Source organism: Streptomyces sp. NPDC036764, assembly GCF_055609385.1.
On sequence record NZ_JBVJPT010000011.1, the window covers coordinates 59,944 to 77,317 of the forward strand.

Sequence of the window (17,374 nt, forward strand, 5' to 3'; positions counted from 1 at the left end):
CACCGGGCGGTCGGGCGCTGACGGTCGGGCGGGATCAGACCGCCGGGGCCGGGTAGGTCGGGTACTCCACCCCGGAGACGTGCTGGACGACGCGGATGACCTGGCAGGAGTAGCCGAACTCGTTGTCGTACCAGAGGTAGAGGATGGCGTTGTCGCCCTCCACCTTCAGCGCGCCGGCGTCCACGATCGAGGCATGGCGGGAGCCGATGAAGTCGCTGGAGACCGCGTCGGGCGCCGTGATGAAGTCGATCTGGCGGCGCAGCGGCGAGGTCAGCGACACGTCACGCAGGTAGTCGAGGACCTCCTCGCGGCTCGTCTCGCGCCCGAGCTGCAGGTTGAGGATCGCGATCGAGACGTCCGGGACCGGGACGCGGATCGAGCTGCCGGTGATCCGGGCCTTGAAGTCGGGCATCGCCTTGGCGACGGCCGAGGCGGCGCCGGTCTCGGTGATGACCATGTTCAGCGGCGCGCTGCGGCCACGGCGCTCGGACTTGTGGTAATTGTCCAGCAGGTTCTGGTCGTTGGTGAAGGAGTGGACGGTCTCCACATGACCGCGCTGCACACCGAACTCGTCGTCCATCGCCTTCAGCGGCGGGACTATGGCGTTGGTGGTGCAGGAGGCGCAGGACAGGATCTGCTCGTCCGGCTTGATCGTGTCGTGGTTGACGCCGTGCACGATGTTGGGGACGTCGCCCTTGCCCGGCGCGGTCAGCACGACCTTGTCGATGCCGGGGCGCAGGTGCGTGGACAGGCCCTCGCGGTCGCGCCACTTGCCGGTGTTGTCGATCAGGATGGCGTTCTTGATGCCGTACGCGGTGTAGTCGACCTCGGAGGGGTCGTTCGCGTAGATCACCTTGATCTCGTTGCCGTTGGCGATGATCGTGCTGTTCGCCTCGTCGACCGTGATCGTGCCCTGGAACTGGCCGTGGATGGAGTCACGGCGCAGCAGCGAGGCGCGCTTGACGATGTCCTGGTCGCCGCCGCCGCGCACGACGATGGCCCGCAGCCGCAGACCGTTGCCCGAGCCGGACTTCTCGATCAGCAGGCGGGCCACGAGGCGGCCGATGCGGCCGAAGCCGTACAGGACGACGTCGCGTCCCTCGCCGCGCTCGATCTTGTTGGCGCCGGTGGCACCCGCGACGGCCTCGGCGGTGAACGCCTCCACCGTCAGACCGCGGTCGTCGGCCTTGTACGTCGCGGCCAGCATGCCGATGTCGATCTGCGACGGGCCGAGGTCCAGCTCGGTGAGGGCCTTCAGGAACGGCAGCGTCTCGGTGACCGAGAGCTCCTCACCGGCGATCTGCCGGGCGAACCGGTGGGTCTTCAGAATGCTGACCACCGACTTGTTCACCAAGGAGCGGCTGTGGAGGAGGACGGTCACGTCCCGCTCCCGGTGCAGCTTCCCAATGATCGGGATCATCGACTCCGCGATTTCCTCGCGGTTCTTCCAGTTGGTGAACGAGTCGTCGTTGACAGTCACGGGCCTATCTTTCGAGCTAGGTGGCGCTCATATGCTAACCGCAGGTTCCGACGAGTGTTCAAAGGGGGGTCTGTGCGCAGCGAGAGTGTGTGCTATTGCTGTTATTCGCCCCTTTTGTTCGGGCGGGCTCTGTCGACAACGGAGGAGGAGTGAGCGGGTGGAGCTGGAGCTACGGCATCTGCGTGTGCTGTGTGCCATCGCCGATGCGGGAAGCGTCGGCCGGGCCGCGGCCGAGCTCGGTTACTCGCAGCCCGCGATGAGCACCCAACTCCGGCGCATCGAGCGGTACTTCGGCGAGTCGATCTTCGAACGCGGCTCGACGGGCGTGCGGTTGACCCCGTACGGCTTCGAGGTCGTCGCCCAGGCGCGCGACGTCCTCGCCCGCGCCGACGCGATCGGGCGCCGTCCGTCCGCCGCCACCGCGTCCGAAGGCCGGCCCCTGCGGGTGGCCGCGACCAATTCCCCGATGCTGGCCGGCATGGTGTCGGGCCTGCGCACCCGCCTGCCGGACGTCTCACTCGCGCTGAGCAGCGTCTACGCGTCGTCACGGATCGTCGAGCTGCTTGAGGACGGCGTGGTGGACGCGGCCATCGCCGCCGACTACCCCGGCCGGGAGCTGGAGCACTCCGACGCGGTGGCCCACCGCGGCATCGTCACCGAGCCGACGTTCGTGGCCCTGCCGTCCCGGCACCCGCTCGCCCAGCGCACCCAGGTCGCGCTCGCCGACCTCGCCGAGGAGGCCTGGTTCCTGACGCCCGACGACGGGGCCGGATGGCCGGGCGTCTTCTACACGGCCTGCACGGCGGCCGGGTTCACACCCGCGGCCGTGCACGAATTCCTCGGCGACCAGCAGCAGTTGCAGGGGATGATCGCCGACGGGCTCGGCGTCGCCGTCGTGCAGCCGACGATGCGGCCGATCCCGCACGTGGTCGTGAAGCCGCTCGCCGGGACGCCGCTGTGGTGCCGGTACGTGCTGGCCTGGCGGCGGGCGACCGTCGCCGAGGAGCTGGCCGACGCCCTGTTCCAGTCCGCCGCCGAGGCGCACCGCCAACTCATCGCGCAGTCACCGCACTTGAGGACCTGGGCCGCGCGCATGTGGAGCGTGCCCGGGGCCTAGCCGCAACTCACTGTCGGCGTCGGGGCGTTATGACTCCTCCACGCCATGTGCTATGTCACACACCATTGTTGAGTCGGCGCGGCGCTGAGACATTGCCTCACGCGCCTCAGCACCCCACTCAGAGGCGCATCCGTCCGTGGAGGAATCCAGATGCGCTACCGCTTCGCGCTGCCCAGACGCATGACCACGGCCCTCGCCGTCTGCGTCACCGTCTGCGGCTTACTGTCGACGCCGGCACTCGCGACACCCGCGTCCCGCGCCGACGCCACCCCGGCCGCATCCCGGGGCACGGCACCGCCGCCACCGACCGGCCCCACCGTCGACACCGCCGCCCGTCCCGCCGTGCAGGACCGGCCGCTGAACCGCACCCACCTGCCGCCCCTGACTCCGTCGCGCGTCCCGACCCGTCCGAGTGCGGAGCCGGGCCTTCGGGCGGCCCCGTGCACTCCCGGCGACTTCGGCGGCAGGACCGGCGCTGCCCTCGTCGCGTTCGTGAAGGCCTCGGCCACGGACTGCGTCAACACCCTGTTCGGGATCACCGGCAACGACGCGCGTGCCGTCTTCCGCGAGGCCCAGATGGTCACGATCGCCGAGGCGTTCACCCGCGCGGCACGGGCCTACAACGGCGACAACTCCTCCGGCGTGTGGCAACTCGTCCTGTTCCTGCGGGCCGGCTACTTCGTGCAGTTCAACCACCCGGACGACGTCGGCCCGTACGGCGCGGTCCTGACCCGCAACACCACCCGCGGCCTTGACGCCTTCTTCGCCCGCCCGCACTCCGGGGACGTCACCGACGCCAACGGCGACGTGCTGGGCGAGGTCGTCATCCTCACCGACAGCGCCGACCAGCAGGCCCGCTATCTGAGGGTCTACCAGCGGATACTCAAGGCCTACGACAGCTCCTACGACGCCGTCTTCAGCATGCTTGCGGCCGTGAACTCCGTGTACACCCCGCTCTGGCGCGGCAACTGGAACGCGGAGTACGTCAGGGCGGTCACCGCGGACCCGTCCGTCGTGCGCACCCTCCACGACTTCGCCCTCGGCCACCTCGACCTGCTGGGCTCCGACCGCGCGTACCTCACCTCCAACGCCGGTATGAACGTGGCCCGTTACGTCGAGCACCCGGCCCTGCGGACCACGGTGCGCCCGCAGGCCAAGCACCTGCTGGACACGACCCGCATCACCGGCCCCACCGCCGGTCTGTGGGTGGCCGTGGCGACCCAGGCCGACTCCTACGACCGCGCCAACTGCTCCTACTACGGCGTCTGCGACCTGACCGGCCAGTTGATGCGCGCCGCCCTGCCGATCACCCACGGCTGCGACGCCGCCCGCAGCATCCGGGCCCAGTCGCTCACCGCCGCGGACCTCGACGCGGCGTGCGCGAGCGTGCTGCGCCAGGACGCGTACGTCCACGACCTCGTCCGGGACGACGGGCCCATCCCGGGCCAGTACCTGTCGACCCTCGACCTCTTCGTCTTCGCCAGCCGTGAGGACTACCGGACGTACGCCGGGGCGATCTTCGGCATCAGCACCGACAACGGCGGCATGACCCTGATCGGCGACCCGGCCGACCCCGCGAACGAGCCGTACGCGGTCATGTACCAGAAGAGCCAGGACACCGGGCACGCCGCCCGGATCTGGAACCTCAACCACGAGTACACGCACTACCTCGACGCCCGCCACAACATGAAGGGCGACTTCGCCGAGCAGACGTCGGTGCCGGACGTGTGGTGGATCGAGGGGGTGGCCGAGTACGTCTCCTACGGCTACCGCGGCATCACCTACGACCAGGCGGTCACCGAGGCGGGCAGGCACACCTACCGCCTGAGCACGCTGTTCCAGAACACGTACACCAACAGCGACGTGACCCGCACCTACCCGTGGGGCTACCTCGCCGTCCGCTACATGTTCGAGAAGCACCCGGACGACATCCACCGCATGCTCGCCCGCTTCCGGGTCGGCGACTACGCCGGCGGCCACGCCGTCTACGCCACCGACATCGGCACCCGCTACGACGCCGACTTCGACCAGTGGCTGACGCGGTGCGCCGCCGGCGGTTGCGCCGGCCGAGGGGTGTCCCAAGGGTCCGCACGCTGATCAGCGCCCCCGGGTGCGGATCGACGTGAGGTCCCGTCCCGGCCTGCGCCCGCGCGAACGGGCGTGGGCCGGGACATTCCGCAAAGGGCGCTTTGTGAACAGAGGCCGCGACCCGACCCGGTTCGTCCCGCCTCGCCCGGCCAGGGGCTTCACAGGTGAGGCGGGTTGTGGGCGTTGCGTGTCGAAGCGCCGCCGGGATCTTCCGGAACGCGTGCGGGCCGTGCACAGTCAGGAGCCGCCGAGCACGGCCGCACGCCACGTCGCCGGGAGGTCACCCGATGGGAACCCATCACCGCTCCGAGCGGCCGGACCCCGTGTCCGGCGCCGCCCCCGACGCCGTCAGCCGACGCCGCTTCCTCGGCTATGTGGTCGCCGCGTCGACGCTGACCGTGGCCGCACCGCTCGGCGAGGCGGTCCTCGCGCCCACCGAGGCCGCGGCGGCGGTCCCCTCGCTGCCCGGACCGGCCGAGATCTACGACCTCAACGACATGCTCACCCACGCCGCACTGCCGACGGCGAACCTGATCACCATCCGGCTCGACAGCGACGGCACGGCCTCCTTCGCCCTGCCCAGGGCCGAGGTCGGCCAGGGCATCACCACCTCCAGCGCCATGCTGGTCGCCGAGGAACTGGACCTGCCGCTGGAGAAGATCCACGTCACCCTCGCCGACGCGCGGCCCGAGCTGCTCTTCAACCAGATCACCGGCGGCTCGAACACCACGATCTCCACCTACACCCCGATCCGCGTCGCAGCCGCCGTGGCCCGCGGCCGCCTGCTGAAGGCCGCCGCGCTCGAACTGGGGGAGGCCGTCGGCATCCTGAGGGCGAAGGCGGGGGTCATCACCTCCACGGTGACCGGGAAGAGCCTCGGCTACGGCGAACTCGCCGAGAAGGCCGCCTCGATGACCACCGACCAGGTCGCCGTCACCCTCAAGGAGCCCGCCGACTTCAAGGTGATCGGCACCGCACGGCGGCGCGTCGACGCGCTGGCGGCGGTCACCGGCCGCAAGAAGTTCGCCATGGACGTGCAGGTGCCGGACGCGCTGCCGACGATGGTGTGCCGGCCGCCGACGATCAACGGCACCGTCCGCTCGGTGCGCAACCTGGACGCGGTGCGGGCCATGCCCGGCATCAGCGACGTCGTCCGCGTCCCGACCGGCGTCGCCGTACGCGGCCGTACCTTCGGGCAGTGCATCGACGCGGTCCGCGCGCTCCAGGTCGACTGGGGCCCCGGAACCGCCGAGGACGCCTCCGACGACAGCATCCGCGACAAGCTGCGCAAGGCCGAACTCCCGCTTCCGGGGCTGGACTTGCTGACCAAGTCGGTCGACGCCCGGTTCACCTTCCACTTCGCCAGCAACAGCGCCCTGGAGACCAACTGCGCCGTCGCAGACGTACGTGAGGACTCGGCCGAGATCTGGGCGAGCCTGAAGGCGCCGATCGTCGCCCAGGAGGAGATCGCGCTCAAGCTCGGACTCCCGGTGAGCGCGGTCAAGGTCCATGTGACGGAGGGCGGCGGCTCCTTCGGCCGCAAGCTGTTCCACGACGCCGCAGGCGAGGCCGCCGAGGTCTCGCGGGCCATGGGCAAGCCGGTCAAGCTGATGTGGCACCGCACCGACGACTTCCGTCAGGGCCGCACGCACCCCATGTCCACCTCACGGGTGCGCGCCACCTACGCGCTCGGCCAGGTGCTCACCTACGACCAGCGCCACACCTCCGTGGCCACCGACTTCGGCCACGGCGTCGGCGAGATCATCACCGCCGAGGCCAGCCGCCTGCCCGTCGGCGACCTCACCTTCTCCGAGACGATCTTCACCCTCACCCAGCAGACGCCCTACCACTTCGGCGTCGTCACCCAGCTCCTCAGCGAGACCGACAAGGGCTTCAACACCGGCTCCATGCGCAACATCTACTCGCCCAACGTGCGCTGCGCCCAGGAGCTGGTGGTGGACGAGCTGGCCAGGCGCATGGGCAAGGACCCCTACCGGTTCCGCCGCTCCTTCCTCAAGGACGAGCGGGCACGGGCCGTCCTCGACAGGGTCGCCGAGGCGGGGGAGTGGGGCCGTGCCATGCCGGCCGGGACGGCGCAGGGCATCGCGCTCCACCCCGAGTACCACGCGTACGTCGCGGTCCTCGCCGAGATCGACTGCCGCCCGCAGACCACCGGACGCGAGATCCCCGACGCGTACACGGGCCCGCGCGTGACGAAGGTCGTGTGCGCCGTGGACGTGGGTCTGGCGGTGAATCCGCGCGGCCTCGACGCCCAGATGATGGGCGGCATCATGGACGGCATCGCGATCACGCTCAGCTCCGGACTGCACCTCGACAACGGGCACTTCCTGGAGGGCAGTTGGGACAACTACTTCTACACCCGCCAGTGGAACACCCCGCCGGAACTGGAGATCATCGTGATGCCGCCGACCACCGACACCCCGGGCGGTGCGGGGGAGTTGGCCGTCGCGGGCGCGATGGCGGCCGTGGCCTGCGCCTACGGACGCGCGACGGGCACGATGCCGACGACCTTCCCCCTCAACCACGACGAACCGCTCGGCTTCGAGCCGCTGCCCACCACCCCGCCGATCCCCGCGTCCCCCACCGACGGCCTGAGCCGCGCCTTCTAGGAGCTCCCGTGCCCGAACACACCTTCATCCTCAACGGCGAGTCCGTCACCGTGGACATCGAGGACGACGTACGGCTGCTGTGGGTGCTGCGGGACGTCCTCGGCGTCACCGGACCGAAGTACGGCTGCGGGCTCGGCGTCTGCCAGGCCTGCACCAGCCACATCAACGGCAAGGCGTTCAACCCCTGTTCGGTCCCCGTGAAGGATCTGCGCCCCACCGACGAGGTCACCACCATCGAGGGCCTGCCCGCCACGGTCGGCAGCGAACTGCACCCGATGCAGGAGGCCTGGCTGGAGTACGACGTCGCCCAGTGCGGCTACTGCCAGCCCGGCCAGATCATGACCGCCGTCGCCAAGGTCCGCCAGGCCCGCCAGGAGGGCCGCGAGATCAGCGAGGCCGACCTCGACGAGATCCGCAACGTCTGCCGCTGCGGGACGTACCACCGCATCCGGGAGGCGATCGTGGCGGGCGCGAAGAAGTACTGAACGCGCCCCATGGCCGTGCGGAGCGCTCCGCACGGCCATGGGAAACGCGCGTCGCCTCAGCAGGTCGGGCGCTGGGCGTGGGCGGGGTCGAGCGCGTTCAGGACGAGGCGTCCGGCCAGGTCGCTGTAGCTGATGCCGATGTGGTCGGTGAACTCGGCGGGGCATACGTCCTGGAGCTTGACGTCGGTGACGTTGGGGGCCGCGTCGAGATAGGCCGAGGTGTAGGGGGTGACGACCTCGTCGTACCGGGTGGTGATCACTGTGTAGGTGACGCCCGGGTCGGTCTCGCTGCCGGCGTTCAGGTCCTTGAGGAAGTCCGAGCCGATGAGCTGCTGGCTGCACGCCATGCAGCCCGCTCCGAGAACCGCGTTGCCGCCGGGGATCACCAGGGCGAGCAGGCCCAGGCCCGAGAACGTGGTGCCGTGGTTGGACGGGGTGAGGGCGACGAGCTTGTCGACCTTCGCCGCGCCCCCCAGGTTCTTGATGTAGTAACGCGGCATCATGCCGCCCTGCGAGTGCCCGACGAGGTCGACCTTCGCGGCGCCGGTCGCGGCCAGGACCCGGTCGACGAAGTCCGCGAGCTGCCGGGCGGAGGCGGCCATGTCCTCGGTGCCCAGCAGCGGGCCCGAACTGCCGCCGTGGTTGAGGGCGAAGACGCAGTACCCGGCCTCCTTCAGCCGCGGTGCCAGCGCCGCCCAGTTGTCGTAGCGGTTCTCCATGGTGCCGTGCACGAGGACGACGGGACGCGGATGCGCGGCACCGGGGCGGCAGGCGAAGTCGTTGGCGCCGGAGGGCACGGCCGTCGGGTGGGCGAGGGAGTACGCGAACGCCGACGCGAAGTCGTCCTGGGGCGGACCGGCCGGATCGGACGCCGCGACCGGCACGGCGTCGCCCGGGTCCGGTGTCGCCTGGGACCGGTCGACGCCGACCACGCCGATACAGACGGCCGCCGTGAGCCCGGCCAGGGACGTGGTCAGCAGGCGACGGCGTGGGGTGTGTCGCAGTCTGCGGGTGCGCATGTGGGGCTCCTCTGACTGGTCGTGGGGAGCGCCGGCGGATCCGTGCGGCCTGGCCGCAAGGGGATCGGTCAGGACGATGTGAAGCCTTGTCACAAGAGCGAGACACGGAAGCTACTGGCGCGTAACGTCGGATCAACACTCGCGTTGCCCGCGGGAGCCGACCAGGAGAGTCGAGGAGGGAGACGAGAAAGATGTCATGGGCGTGACACCTTTCCCGGGCTGTGCCTCACCAGGCGCAGCTTCCGGGCGTGCCACCGCCGGCCACGCATGGCGGGCGTGCCGCGCGCCCGCCACCGCGCACCCGCCGCCCGAGACGGAGCCACCGCGATGACGGCACAGGCCGAGACGTTCACGCGTCAGCCGTGGCACGAGCTGCCCCCGGTGCTCGCCGCGCTGATCCGCTCCCGGACCGAGCACATCGTCGCCGACATGACCCGGGCGATCCGCGACGAGGTCCCCGCCTACCGCCGCCCGCTCGACTCCGCCGTCGGCCGCGATCTGACCGAGTCGATCCGCCGGGCCGTGCTCCAGTTCGCGGAGCTGATCGAGCACCCCGACAGTGCCCAGGACCACCACCTCGACCACTTCCGCCACCTCGGGCGCATCGAGTTCCTGAACGGCCGGACGACGGACGCCCTCCAGGCCGCCTTCCGGGTCGGCGCACGCGTGGGCAGCCGGCGCTACGCCGAGTTCGTGCAGGAGGCATCGCTGCCGCCCGGCACCGTCCTGACCCTGCACGAAGCCGTGCTGATCCACATCAACGCGCTGTCCAACGAGTCGGTGAAAGGTTTCCTCGCCGCGCAACTGCGCTCGGAGGGCGAGGTGAAGCGGGCCCGCCGAGCCCTGGTGGAAAAGCTGCTGGAGCCGCCGCGAGGTGAGGAGCGCGCACCGCTGGGGCCGCTGGCCGAGCGGGCCCGCTGGGCGCTGCCAGGTGCCGTCGCGTCCGTGATCGTACGATCGGCGGGGCGCTTCCCGGTGCCGGGCGCGGACGGTGAAGTGCTCTCCCTCAGCCGGGGCAGCGACCTCGTCCTGATCGTGCCCGAACCGGAGACGAGCGGACTGATCGACCGGGTGCGCGACGCCGCCCGGGGCCGGGTCGCCGTCGTGGGCCCGACGGTTCCCCCGCACGAGACATGGCTGTCCCTCCAGTGCGCCCGCCTCGCCATCGACCGGCGTGCGCAAGCCCCGACCGGGCCGGGCGGCGCCGGGGCATTCCTGCGCGTCGACGACGAGCTGGCGGAGCTGCACCTGCTGCGGGGCGCCCCCATCGGGCAGTTGATCGGCCGCCGGGTGCTCGGCGTCTTCGCGGACCTGCCCCGGGGACGGGCCGCCCGGCTCGCCGAGACCCTCGACGCCCTGCTGATGTCCTGGGGCCGTACCGCTCCCGAGGTCGCCCAGGCGCTGGGCATCCATCCGCAGACGGCCCGCAAACGCCTGCGTCAGCTCGAGGAGTTGTTCGGCGACCGGCTCGGCGACCCGCGCTTCCGGTTCGAGGCCTGCTGGCGCTGCGCACCCACGCGCTGCGGGCCGACACCGGGTGAGCCGCGGGGCGTCACCAGTCGCGGGCGATCTCCAGCAGGTGGTCGCGGACCCGGTCGACATGAGGGTTTCCGGAAGAGCCCGGGCGCTGGACGAGGAAGGCGGTGTTGATGGGCGGATCGTCCGGGTCGTGCAGCAGGACCAGCTCGCCCGAGGCCAGTTCGGCCGAGCACAGGTAGCGGGGGAGCACACTGAACCCCGTGCCGCCCGTCACCGCGGCCCTGACCGCGTTGAGGTCCGGCATGGTGACCGCCGGGTGGCGCACCAGACGCCTGCCGAACACATGACGCCAGTAGCGGCGCACGATCGGCACGTCCTCGGCGTACGCGACGAGCGGCACGCCGTGCAGCGCGGCGGGCCCTTCGGCCGCGATCCGCGCCGGAGCGCCGATGCGCTCCGCCCAGACCGGAGCCGCGACCAGCACGAACTCCTCGTCCGCGAGCGGCACCGAGGCCAGGGCCCGACCGCGCGGCCGGTAGGTCGACAGCACCAGGTCGTAGCGGCCCGCCCGCAGCTCCTCCAGGAGGGGTTCGGTCAGGCCCGCGGTGATGCGCAGACGTACGCCCCGGTCGACCAGCGGCGCGAGGGACGGCATCACACGGTGGGTCAGCAGCTCGGCCGGACCGGCGAGATGCACGGGTTCCGCCGGGTGGACGTCGGCCGAGCCGCCCGGTCCCGTTACCGTGGCGAGGGCGTCCAGCGGCTCCACGATCCGGGAGGCGAGTTCGTCGGCGTAGGGACCGGGGGACACGCCGCGCGCCAGACGCTGGAACAGCTCCCGGTCGAGCTGCCGCTCCAGGGTGCGGATCTGCGTGGTGACCGTCGGCTGGGACAGGCCCAGCAGGCGGGCGGCGGCGGTGAAGGAGCCGGTGCGGTACACGGCGAGAAACGTGCGCAGAAGGTTCAGGTCCACCGGCGCCGTGCCCCCGAGCCGGCCCCCGCCCTCCTCCTCATTGGAATCCCTATGTCTCATATGGATGAGCCTATTGGATTCCAATGGCTGATCTTGCGTACCGTCGGGACATCGACGTCCTGACGCTCCGTGCGCACGGCGTCCGGGCCTCCAATGAACCCCTCGCGAAAGAGCCCCCTCATGTCGAAGATCCTGTTCGTGATGACCGGCGCCGACCACTGGACGCTGGCCGACGGCACCAAGCACCCCACCGGCTTCTGGGCCGAGGAGGCCGCCGCGCCCTACGAGGCGTTCAAGGCCGCAGGTCACGAGATCGTCGTGGCCACACCGGGTGGTGTCGTACCGCCCGTCGACAAGGGCAGCCTCGCGGCCGAGGCCAACGGCGGGCAGGAGAACGCCGACCGGATCGCCGCCGTGCTCGACGCGATGACCGAGCTGCGGGAGCCGGTCCGACTGGAGGACGTGCACCTCGACGACTACGCCGCCGTCTTCTACCCCGGCGGCCACGGCCCGATGGAGGACCTCGCGGTCGACGCCGACTCCGGCCGGCTGCTGACCCTCGCCCTGAACTCCGGCAAGCCGCTCGGCGTCGTCTGCCACGGCCCGGCCGCACTGCTCGCCGCCACCGGCGCCGACGGCACCAACACCTTCGCCGGCTACCGGGTGGCCGCGTTCACCAACTCCGAGGAGACCCAGGCGGGTCTGGCCGACAGGGCCAAGTGGCTGCTCCAGGACCGGCTCACCGAGGCCGGCGTGCAGGTCCAGGCGGGCGACTCGTGGGTGCCGAACGTGGTCGTCGACCGCAACCTGATCACCGGTCAGAACCCCGCCTCGTCCGCCCCGCTCGCCGTGGAACTGCTGAAGCGACTGGGCTGAGGCACCGGAACCGGCCGCTGCGGCGGGCCGTCGTGGAGCGGACACGGCGAGGACGCCTCGTGTGCGCAACGCATACGAGGCGTCCTCGACGGTGAGGCCCGAAGCCGCTCCCTACTGGAGGAACGAGCCCTCGGCGTCACCGAAGTCCTGGCCCTGCTCCGAGTCCTGGTCTCCTTCAGCGCCGAAGCCCGCGCCACCCTGGTCGTCGAACGAGGGCCCCTGCCAGCCCTGGGTCCCCTGGCTGCCGACGCTGCTCTGGTCGTCGACGTCGGCGTGGGCGGCGGTGGCGCCGCCGAAGACGGCCAGAGCGCCGAGGGCGGTGGCGGCAAGTGCAGTGCGAATACGCATTCGTACTCCTGTGAGTGGGGTGCTGATGTCATATGAAGATCACCCTCTGACGGCAACCGGTACACCATGAGCCACTCGGACGAGTGACTCCGGCATGGCAACCAGCGCGACGGACACCTGGAGACGGTGTTCCGCGGTGGGACGAGCGGTGCGACGATGCCGGAATGATCACACCCCCGGACCCCCTCGACGGCAGCTCCCCGAGCCGAAGGCTCCAGGTGGAGACCCACGGCCTCGACGTGATCGCCGACGCCGAACGCAAGGGAACGCCCCGCACCCTGTTCTGGCCCTGGTTCGGGGCCAACGTGTCCATCCTCGGTCTGAGTTACGGTGCCTTCGCGCTCGGCTTCGGCATCTCCTTCTGGCAGGCGCTGGTCGCGGGAGCCGTCGGCATCGTCTTCTCCTTCCTGCTGTGCGGGTTCGTCGCCGTGGCGGGAAAGCGCGGCTCCGCGCCCACGATGGTGCTCGGCCGCGCCGCGTACGGCGTGCGCGGCAACCGTCTGCCGTCGGTGATCTCCTGGGTCCTCACCGTCGGCTGGGAGACCGTTCTGTGTGCCCTGGCGACCATGGCCACCGCGACCGTGTTCGGCCGGCTCGGCTGGGGCGGCGGGACCGAGACGAAAGTGGTGGCCCTCGTCCTGGTCGGGGCGCTGACCGTGGTCGTCGGCGTCATGGGCTTCGACCTGATCATGCGGCTCCAGACAGTGATCACGGTGGTCACCGGCGTGCTCACGATCATCTACGTCGGCCTGGTCGCCGACCACATCCACTGGTCCGCCGTCAGCGCCGTACCGGCGGGCTCCGCCCAGGAGTTCATCGGCGCGCTGGTCTTCATGATGACCGGCTTCGGCCTCGGCTGGGTCAACGCGGCCGCCGACTACTCCCGCTATCTGCCGCGCACCTCGTCGAGCCGGGGTGTGATCGGCTGGACCACCTTCGGTGCGTCCCTGGCCCCGCTGCTCCTCCTCGTCTTCGGCCTCCTGCTGGCCGGCTCCTCCGCCGACCTCGCCACGGCCGTCGCCGCGGACCCGATCGGCGCGCTGACGACGATCCTGCCGACCTGGTTCCTGATCCCGTTCGCGGTCGTCGCCGTCCTCGGCCTGGTCGGCGGCGCGGTCCTCGACATCTACTCGTCCGGCCTGGCCCTGCTCTCGGCGGGCCTGCGCGTACCGCGCTACGTGGCCGCCCTCTTCGACGGCGTCCTGATGATCGTCGGTTCGGTCTACATCGTGTTCGTCGCCGACGACTTCCTCGGCCCGTTCATGGGCTTCCTCACCACGCTCGGCGTCCCCATCGCCGCCTGGTGCGGCATCATGCTCGCCGACCTGGCCCTGCGCCGCCGCGACTACGCCGAGCCCGACCTGTACCGTCCGACCGGCCGCTACGGCGACGTGGCACTCACCCCACTGCTCCTGACGCTCACGGGCACCGCCCTCGGCTGGGGCCTGGTCACCAACTCGACGGCGAACTGGCTGGACTGGCAGGGATACCTGCTGCACCCGCTGGGCCTCGGCGGCAGGTCCGGCGCCTGGGCCTACGCCAACCTCGGCGTTCTCGCGGCCCTCGCACTCGGCTTCCTGGGCACACTGGCGCTGCGCCGCGGGCGTGTCCGCGCACAGGAGACGCTCGCACCGAGCCCGGCGACGGACGAAGGGACACCCCCTGTGAGGACGACGTGAGCCCCCAGCCCCGGGTGGCCCTCCTCGGCGGAGGCTTCTCCACCGACGAGGACGGCCTGCTGGACGACTGGCTCCTGGGACACGCGCGTACGCCCAGCCCCAAGGTGTGCTTCCTGCCCACCGCCAGCGGCGACGCCCCCGGGTACACCGAGAACTTCCTCACCGCATTCCGCGACCGCCCGCACTGCGACCCCTCCGTCCTGCACCTGTTCGACAGGAAGCTCGACCATGACGCCCTGCGCACCTTCGTGCTCGCCCAGGACGTCGTCTATGTGGGTGGCGGCAACACGGCCAACCTCCTCGCGGTGTGGCGCGTGCACGGCGTGGACCAACTGCTGCGGGAGGCCTACGACCACGGAACCCTGCTGTGCGGCATCAGCGCGGGCGCCAACTGCTGGGCGCAGGGCTCGCACACCGACTCCTTCGGCCCGCTCACCCACCTGCCGGACGGCCTGGGGCTGCTGCCGGGTTCGGTGTGCCCGCACTACGACAGCGAACCCGGGCGCCGCCGCTCCTACCGGTCGGCCGTGGCGACGGGTGCCCTGCCCGCCGGATGGGCCCTCGATGACGGCACCGGCGCGCTCTTCACGGACGGACGGCTGACGGAGACCGTGGCCCGGGTGCCCGGCGTGTCCGTGTACCGGGTGGTCGGCGACGGGGCCGGTCAAGCCGACGAACGGGCGCTGCCGTGTCGGGTCCTGTCCCGTGGCCTGGGAGGCGCCGGTCGGCGGCACTGACGGCCCACGGCTCGGACCTCACGGCTCGGAGGTTTCCGACTCCAACATCGTCCGGGTCGTGCTGCCGTAGGCGCCCGACTCGTCGCTGAGGATGACGCGGGTGAGCTGGTAGGTGCGGACGGCGTTTTCGACCTCGCGATCGAAGTCGCCGTCCGCCTCTGCGGAGTAGAGGCCGATCTGGCGCAGGCGCAACTGGAGTTCGACGACCTCCGGGCCCCGGTCGCCGCGGCGCAGGACCGGGGGCCGTCCCTGCGCGTCGCTCGGTTCGGGAACCGCGCTGGTGGTGACGCCCGCGCTGGACGGGGCCTTGGAGGGAGTCGAGGAAGAGGCGCTCGGAGCCGGGGAGTCGTCGCTCGGGGGCGTGCCGGGAGAAGGCGTCGAGCTGCGGGACGGTGATGCGGAGGGTACGGCGGCGGACTGTCCTTCCGGGGACGTGCCGTCCTCGGTGGTTCCGTCCGGGACGGGCGCGCGGACGTCGTCGGAGACGGCACGGTCGCGCGAAGGGCTTTCGTAGGTGAACAGCCCGCCCGCGAACGCGCCCGTCAGCAGGACGGCCAGGGTGACGCCCGCTCCGGTGATGAGAAGGGTGCGGGGTCTCCGCCGGGGCGCAGCGTGCGTGTCCGTGTCCGGGAGCGCAGCCTCGTCAGGCGACTCCCGCGCGGAGGGCGGGGGAGTGGGGGCGGCCCCCGTACCCGCCAAGTCGCTTGATGCCTGGGGGAGTTCGGCCCCGCCGCCGCAGTCCGTACCCGTGCCGTCGCCGAGTTCCACGAACGGTCGTATCCGCACCGGATCGAAGTCCTCCGCGGCCGCCCGCTCCGCCGCACGCGCGTCGCGCCGGGCGTCGGAGACACGGCGACCGCAGGAGCAGTCGGGGGTTCCGTCGGACGCTCGGGGCGTGCCGCACTCCGGGCAGACGGGATCGTTCGGTTCGCTCACGTAAGGGACCCTCTCCAGACAGGATCCAGAGTTTAGGCATAAGTTCAACACTCAATCTCCATGACCCCGGAGGATGGCGGAACCAGCGCTTCCGGGCCGTCCGAAACCAGTCGCAACCAGCCACGACCAGCCGCACGTCCCGAGTCGGTGTCTCAGGCCGATCGGCGCGGTGGCGTGCCCGCGGTGGGCCGGCCCAGGTGGGTGGTGAACCAGTCGCGGGCCAGTTCGGCGACGGTGGTGAGGGTGCCGGGTTCCTCGAAGAGATGGGCGGCGCCCGGTACGACGGCGATCCGGTGCTCGCAGTGCATCTTGTCGGCGGCCAGGCGGTTGAGGCTGAGCACCTGAGTGTCCCGGCTGCCGACGATCAGCAGTGTCGGCGCCCGCAGTCGGGCCAGCGCCGCCGGAGTGGCCAGGTCGGGGCGGCCGCCGCGGGAGACGACCGAGCGAACGTCGGAAGCGGACAGCGCGGCCGCCTCCAGCGCGGCCGCGGCACCGGTGCTCGCCCCGAAGTAGGCGACGGGCAGGCCGGTTTCCTCCCGCAGCCACACCGACGCGGCATGCAGCCGCCGGGCGAGCAGCAGGATGTCGAAGACGTTGTGCCGGTCCTGCGCCTCGCCGTCGGTCAGCAGATCGAGCAGCAGCGTGGCCAGCCCCGCGCGGTTGAGAGCGGCGGCCACGTACTGGTTGCGCGGGCTGTGCCTGCTGCTGCCGCTGCCATGGGCGAAGGCGACTGCCGCCGCGGCCCCGTCCGGCACGACCAGCCGCGCACCCACCCGGGCGCCGGCGGCCGGGATCAGCACCTCGCGGTCCGACGGAGACGAGGCCACCGGGCCGGCCGCGGTGGGGGAGGTGGACCCGGGTCGGGCGGCCTTCGCGAGCAGGGATGTGACCTCGGCGTCCGGGACCTGGCCGAAGTGCCGGTACCAGGCACCCACGGAGCCGAGGATCCGGTGCGTCTGCGGGCAGACGACCTCGTCCGCCACCTGCCGCAGCCGGGCCACACTGTGCGTCGGCCCCACCGGCACCGCGAGCACCACCCGGGCCGCCCCCTGACCTCGTACGACCCGGCAGGCGGCCTCGGCCGTGGCCCCGGTGGCGAGCCCGTCGTCCACCACGAGCGCGGTACGCCCGGCCACGGGCAACGGCGTCCGCCCCTGCCGATAGCCGCGCACCCGACGCTCCAGCTCGGCCCGCTCGGCCGCCTCCACGGCCTCCAGCTCGGCGGAGGCCAGCCCGGCCTCGCTGATCACATCCCGGTTGAGGACGCGGACCCCGTGTTCGCCGATGGCCCCGAACCCCCACTCCGGCTGCGCGGGCACGCCCAGCTTCCGCACCACCAGGACATCCAGCGGGGCGTCGATCCGCCGGGCCACCTCCGCCGCCACGGGCACTCCACCGCGCGGCAGGCCCAGCACGACCACATCCCGGCCGCGCAGCTCCTGGAGCTCCTCGGCCAGCAGCCGCCCGGCCGCACTGCGGTCGTCGTAACGCATACGTGCCTCCCGTGCCCACCAGGACGGGAGCTGT

At 71.5% G+C, this 17,374-nt stretch carries 14 protein-coding genes; 8 read left to right on the forward strand and 6 right to left on the reverse strand.

The genetic code is table 11. From position 1 onward, the window contains the following. Window positions 1-34: 34 nt before the first annotated feature. Entirely contained in the window at window positions 35-1,480 is a 1,446-nt protein-coding gene (locus tag ACZ69Q_RS31710; RefSeq protein WP_471048402.1) for a glyceraldehyde-3-phosphate dehydrogenase, read from the reverse strand. Between the two features lie 157 nt (window positions 1,481-1,637). On the opposite strand from ACZ69Q_RS31710, the gene ACZ69Q_RS31715 reads away from it, so the two are divergent. From ACZ69Q_RS31715 to ACZ69Q_RS31730, 4 genes are all read left to right on the forward strand, one after another. Beyond that, the gene (locus tag ACZ69Q_RS31715) at window positions 1,638-2,597 is read left to right on the forward strand and encodes a LysR family transcriptional regulator (RefSeq protein WP_471048404.1); all 960 of its coding nucleotides are present in this window, start codon (window positions 1,638-1,640) and stop codon (window positions 2,595-2,597) included. 150 nt (window positions 2,598-2,747) lie between these two features. Further along, window positions 2,748-4,694 carry a collagenase gene (locus tag ACZ69Q_RS31720; RefSeq protein ID WP_471048407.1) on the forward strand — a complete coding sequence of 649 codons (1,947 nt, stop codon included), beginning with the start codon at window positions 2,748-2,750 and terminating at the stop codon, window positions 4,692-4,694. A 278-nt stretch (window positions 4,695-4,972) separates the two neighbouring features. Next, a complete protein-coding gene (locus ACZ69Q_RS31725; RefSeq protein ID WP_471048411.1) occupies window positions 4,973-7,315 on the forward strand; it encodes a molybdopterin cofactor-binding domain-containing protein in 2,343 nt (780 codons plus the stop codon). Window positions 7,316-7,323: 8 nt separating this feature from the next. Continuing rightward, a complete protein-coding gene (locus tag ACZ69Q_RS31730; RefSeq protein WP_147998151.1) occupies window positions 7,324-7,800 on the forward strand; it encodes a (2Fe-2S)-binding protein in 477 nt (158 codons plus the stop codon). Window positions 7,801-7,856: 56 nt separating this feature from the next. Here the strand turns inward: ACZ69Q_RS31730 and ACZ69Q_RS31735 are convergent, their stop codons facing one another. Next, window positions 7,857-8,819 (reverse strand): esterase/lipase family protein, encoded by a 963-nt coding sequence (locus ACZ69Q_RS31735; RefSeq protein ID WP_471048417.1) that lies wholly within the window; start codon window positions 8,817-8,819, stop codon window positions 7,857-7,859. Between the two features lie 327 nt (window positions 8,820-9,146). Between ACZ69Q_RS31735 and ACZ69Q_RS31740 the strand changes: the two genes are divergently transcribed. Next, window positions 9,147-10,469 carry a PucR-like N-terminal domain-containing protein gene (locus tag ACZ69Q_RS31740; protein WP_471048420.1) on the forward strand — a complete coding sequence of 441 codons (1,323 nt, stop codon included), beginning with the start codon at window positions 9,147-9,149 and terminating at the stop codon, window positions 10,467-10,469. Here the strand turns inward: ACZ69Q_RS31740 and ACZ69Q_RS31745 are convergent. Next, window positions 10,372-11,331 (reverse strand): LysR family transcriptional regulator, encoded by a 960-nt coding sequence (locus ACZ69Q_RS31745; protein WP_471048423.1) that lies wholly within the window; start codon window positions 11,329-11,331, stop codon window positions 10,372-10,374. The genes ACZ69Q_RS31740 and ACZ69Q_RS31745 overlap by 98 nt on opposite strands. A gap of 120 nt (window positions 11,332-11,451) precedes the next feature. On the opposite strand from ACZ69Q_RS31745, the gene ACZ69Q_RS31750 reads away from it, so the two are divergent. Then, window positions 11,452-12,147, forward strand: coding sequence for a type 1 glutamine amidotransferase domain-containing protein (locus ACZ69Q_RS31750; RefSeq protein WP_471048427.1), 696 nt, complete (start codon window positions 11,452-11,454; stop codon window positions 12,145-12,147). A 111-nt stretch (window positions 12,148-12,258) separates the two neighbouring features. Here ACZ69Q_RS31750 and ACZ69Q_RS31755 read toward each other — a convergent pair whose 3' ends face one another. Then, window positions 12,259-12,495 carry a hypothetical protein gene (locus ACZ69Q_RS31755; protein ID WP_471048430.1) on the reverse strand — a complete coding sequence of 79 codons (237 nt, stop codon included), beginning with the start codon at window positions 12,493-12,495 and terminating at the stop codon, window positions 12,259-12,261. Window positions 12,496-12,659: 164 nt separating this feature from the next. Between ACZ69Q_RS31755 and ACZ69Q_RS31760 the strand changes: the two genes are divergently transcribed. Both ACZ69Q_RS31760 and ACZ69Q_RS31765 read left to right on the forward strand, forming a co-directional pair. Beyond that, a complete protein-coding gene (locus ACZ69Q_RS31760; protein ID WP_471048433.1) occupies window positions 12,660-14,174 on the forward strand; it encodes a purine-cytosine permease family protein in 1,515 nt (504 codons plus the stop codon). Further along, the gene (locus ACZ69Q_RS31765) at window positions 14,171-14,911 is read left to right on the forward strand and encodes a Type 1 glutamine amidotransferase-like domain-containing protein (RefSeq protein ID WP_471048435.1); all 741 of its coding nucleotides are present in this window, start codon (window positions 14,171-14,173) and stop codon (window positions 14,909-14,911) included. The genes ACZ69Q_RS31760 and ACZ69Q_RS31765 overlap by 4 nt, the downstream gene beginning before the upstream one ends. 18 nt (window positions 14,912-14,929) lie before the next feature. Here ACZ69Q_RS31765 and ACZ69Q_RS31770 read toward each other — a convergent pair whose 3' ends face one another. Further along, window positions 14,930-15,847: a peptidoglycan-binding domain-containing protein gene (locus ACZ69Q_RS31770; RefSeq protein WP_471048439.1), complete on the reverse strand. Its 918-nt coding sequence runs from the start codon at window positions 15,845-15,847 to the stop codon at window positions 14,930-14,932. A 152-nt stretch (window positions 15,848-15,999) separates the two neighbouring features. Next, complete coding sequence (locus ACZ69Q_RS31775) at window positions 16,000-17,340, reverse strand: phosphoribosyltransferase family protein (protein ID WP_471048442.1); 1,341 nt, start codon at window positions 17,338-17,340, stop codon at window positions 16,000-16,002. Between the last annotated feature and the right edge of the window lie 34 nt (window positions 17,341-17,374).

What these genes read in the sequence shown, in the direction of transcription:
- ACZ69Q_RS31720 (WP_471048407.1), top strand. Translation starts at nt 2,748, where the DNA reads ATGCGCTACCGCTTCGCGCTGCCCAGACGCATGACCACGGCCCTCGCC.
- ACZ69Q_RS31725 (WP_471048411.1), top strand. Translation starts at nt 4,973, where the DNA reads ATGGGAACCCATCACCGCTCCGAGCGGCCGGACCCCGTGTCCGGCGCC.
- ACZ69Q_RS31735 (WP_471048417.1), bottom strand. Translation starts at nt 8,819, where the DNA reads ATGCGCACCCGCAGACTGCGACACACCCCACGCCGTCGCCTGCTGACC.
- ACZ69Q_RS31740 (WP_471048420.1), top strand. Translation starts at nt 9,147, where the DNA reads ATGACGGCACAGGCCGAGACGTTCACGCGTCAGCCGTGGCACGAGCTG.
- ACZ69Q_RS31745 (WP_471048423.1), bottom strand. Translation starts at nt 11,331, where the DNA reads ATGAGACATAGGGATTCCAATGAGGAGGAGGGCGGGGGCCGGCTCGGG.
- ACZ69Q_RS31750 (WP_471048427.1), top strand. Translation starts at nt 11,452, where the DNA reads ATGTCGAAGATCCTGTTCGTGATGACCGGCGCCGACCACTGGACGCTG.
- ACZ69Q_RS31755 (WP_471048430.1), bottom strand. Translation starts at nt 12,495, where the DNA reads ATGCGTATTCGCACTGCACTTGCCGCCACCGCCCTCGGCGCTCTGGCC.
- ACZ69Q_RS31760 (WP_471048433.1), top strand. Translation starts at nt 12,660, where the DNA reads ATGATCACACCCCCGGACCCCCTCGACGGCAGCTCCCCGAGCCGAAGG.
- ACZ69Q_RS31775 (WP_471048442.1), bottom strand. Translation starts at nt 17,340, where the DNA reads ATGCGTTACGACGACCGCAGTGCGGCCGGGCGGCTGCTGGCCGAGGAG.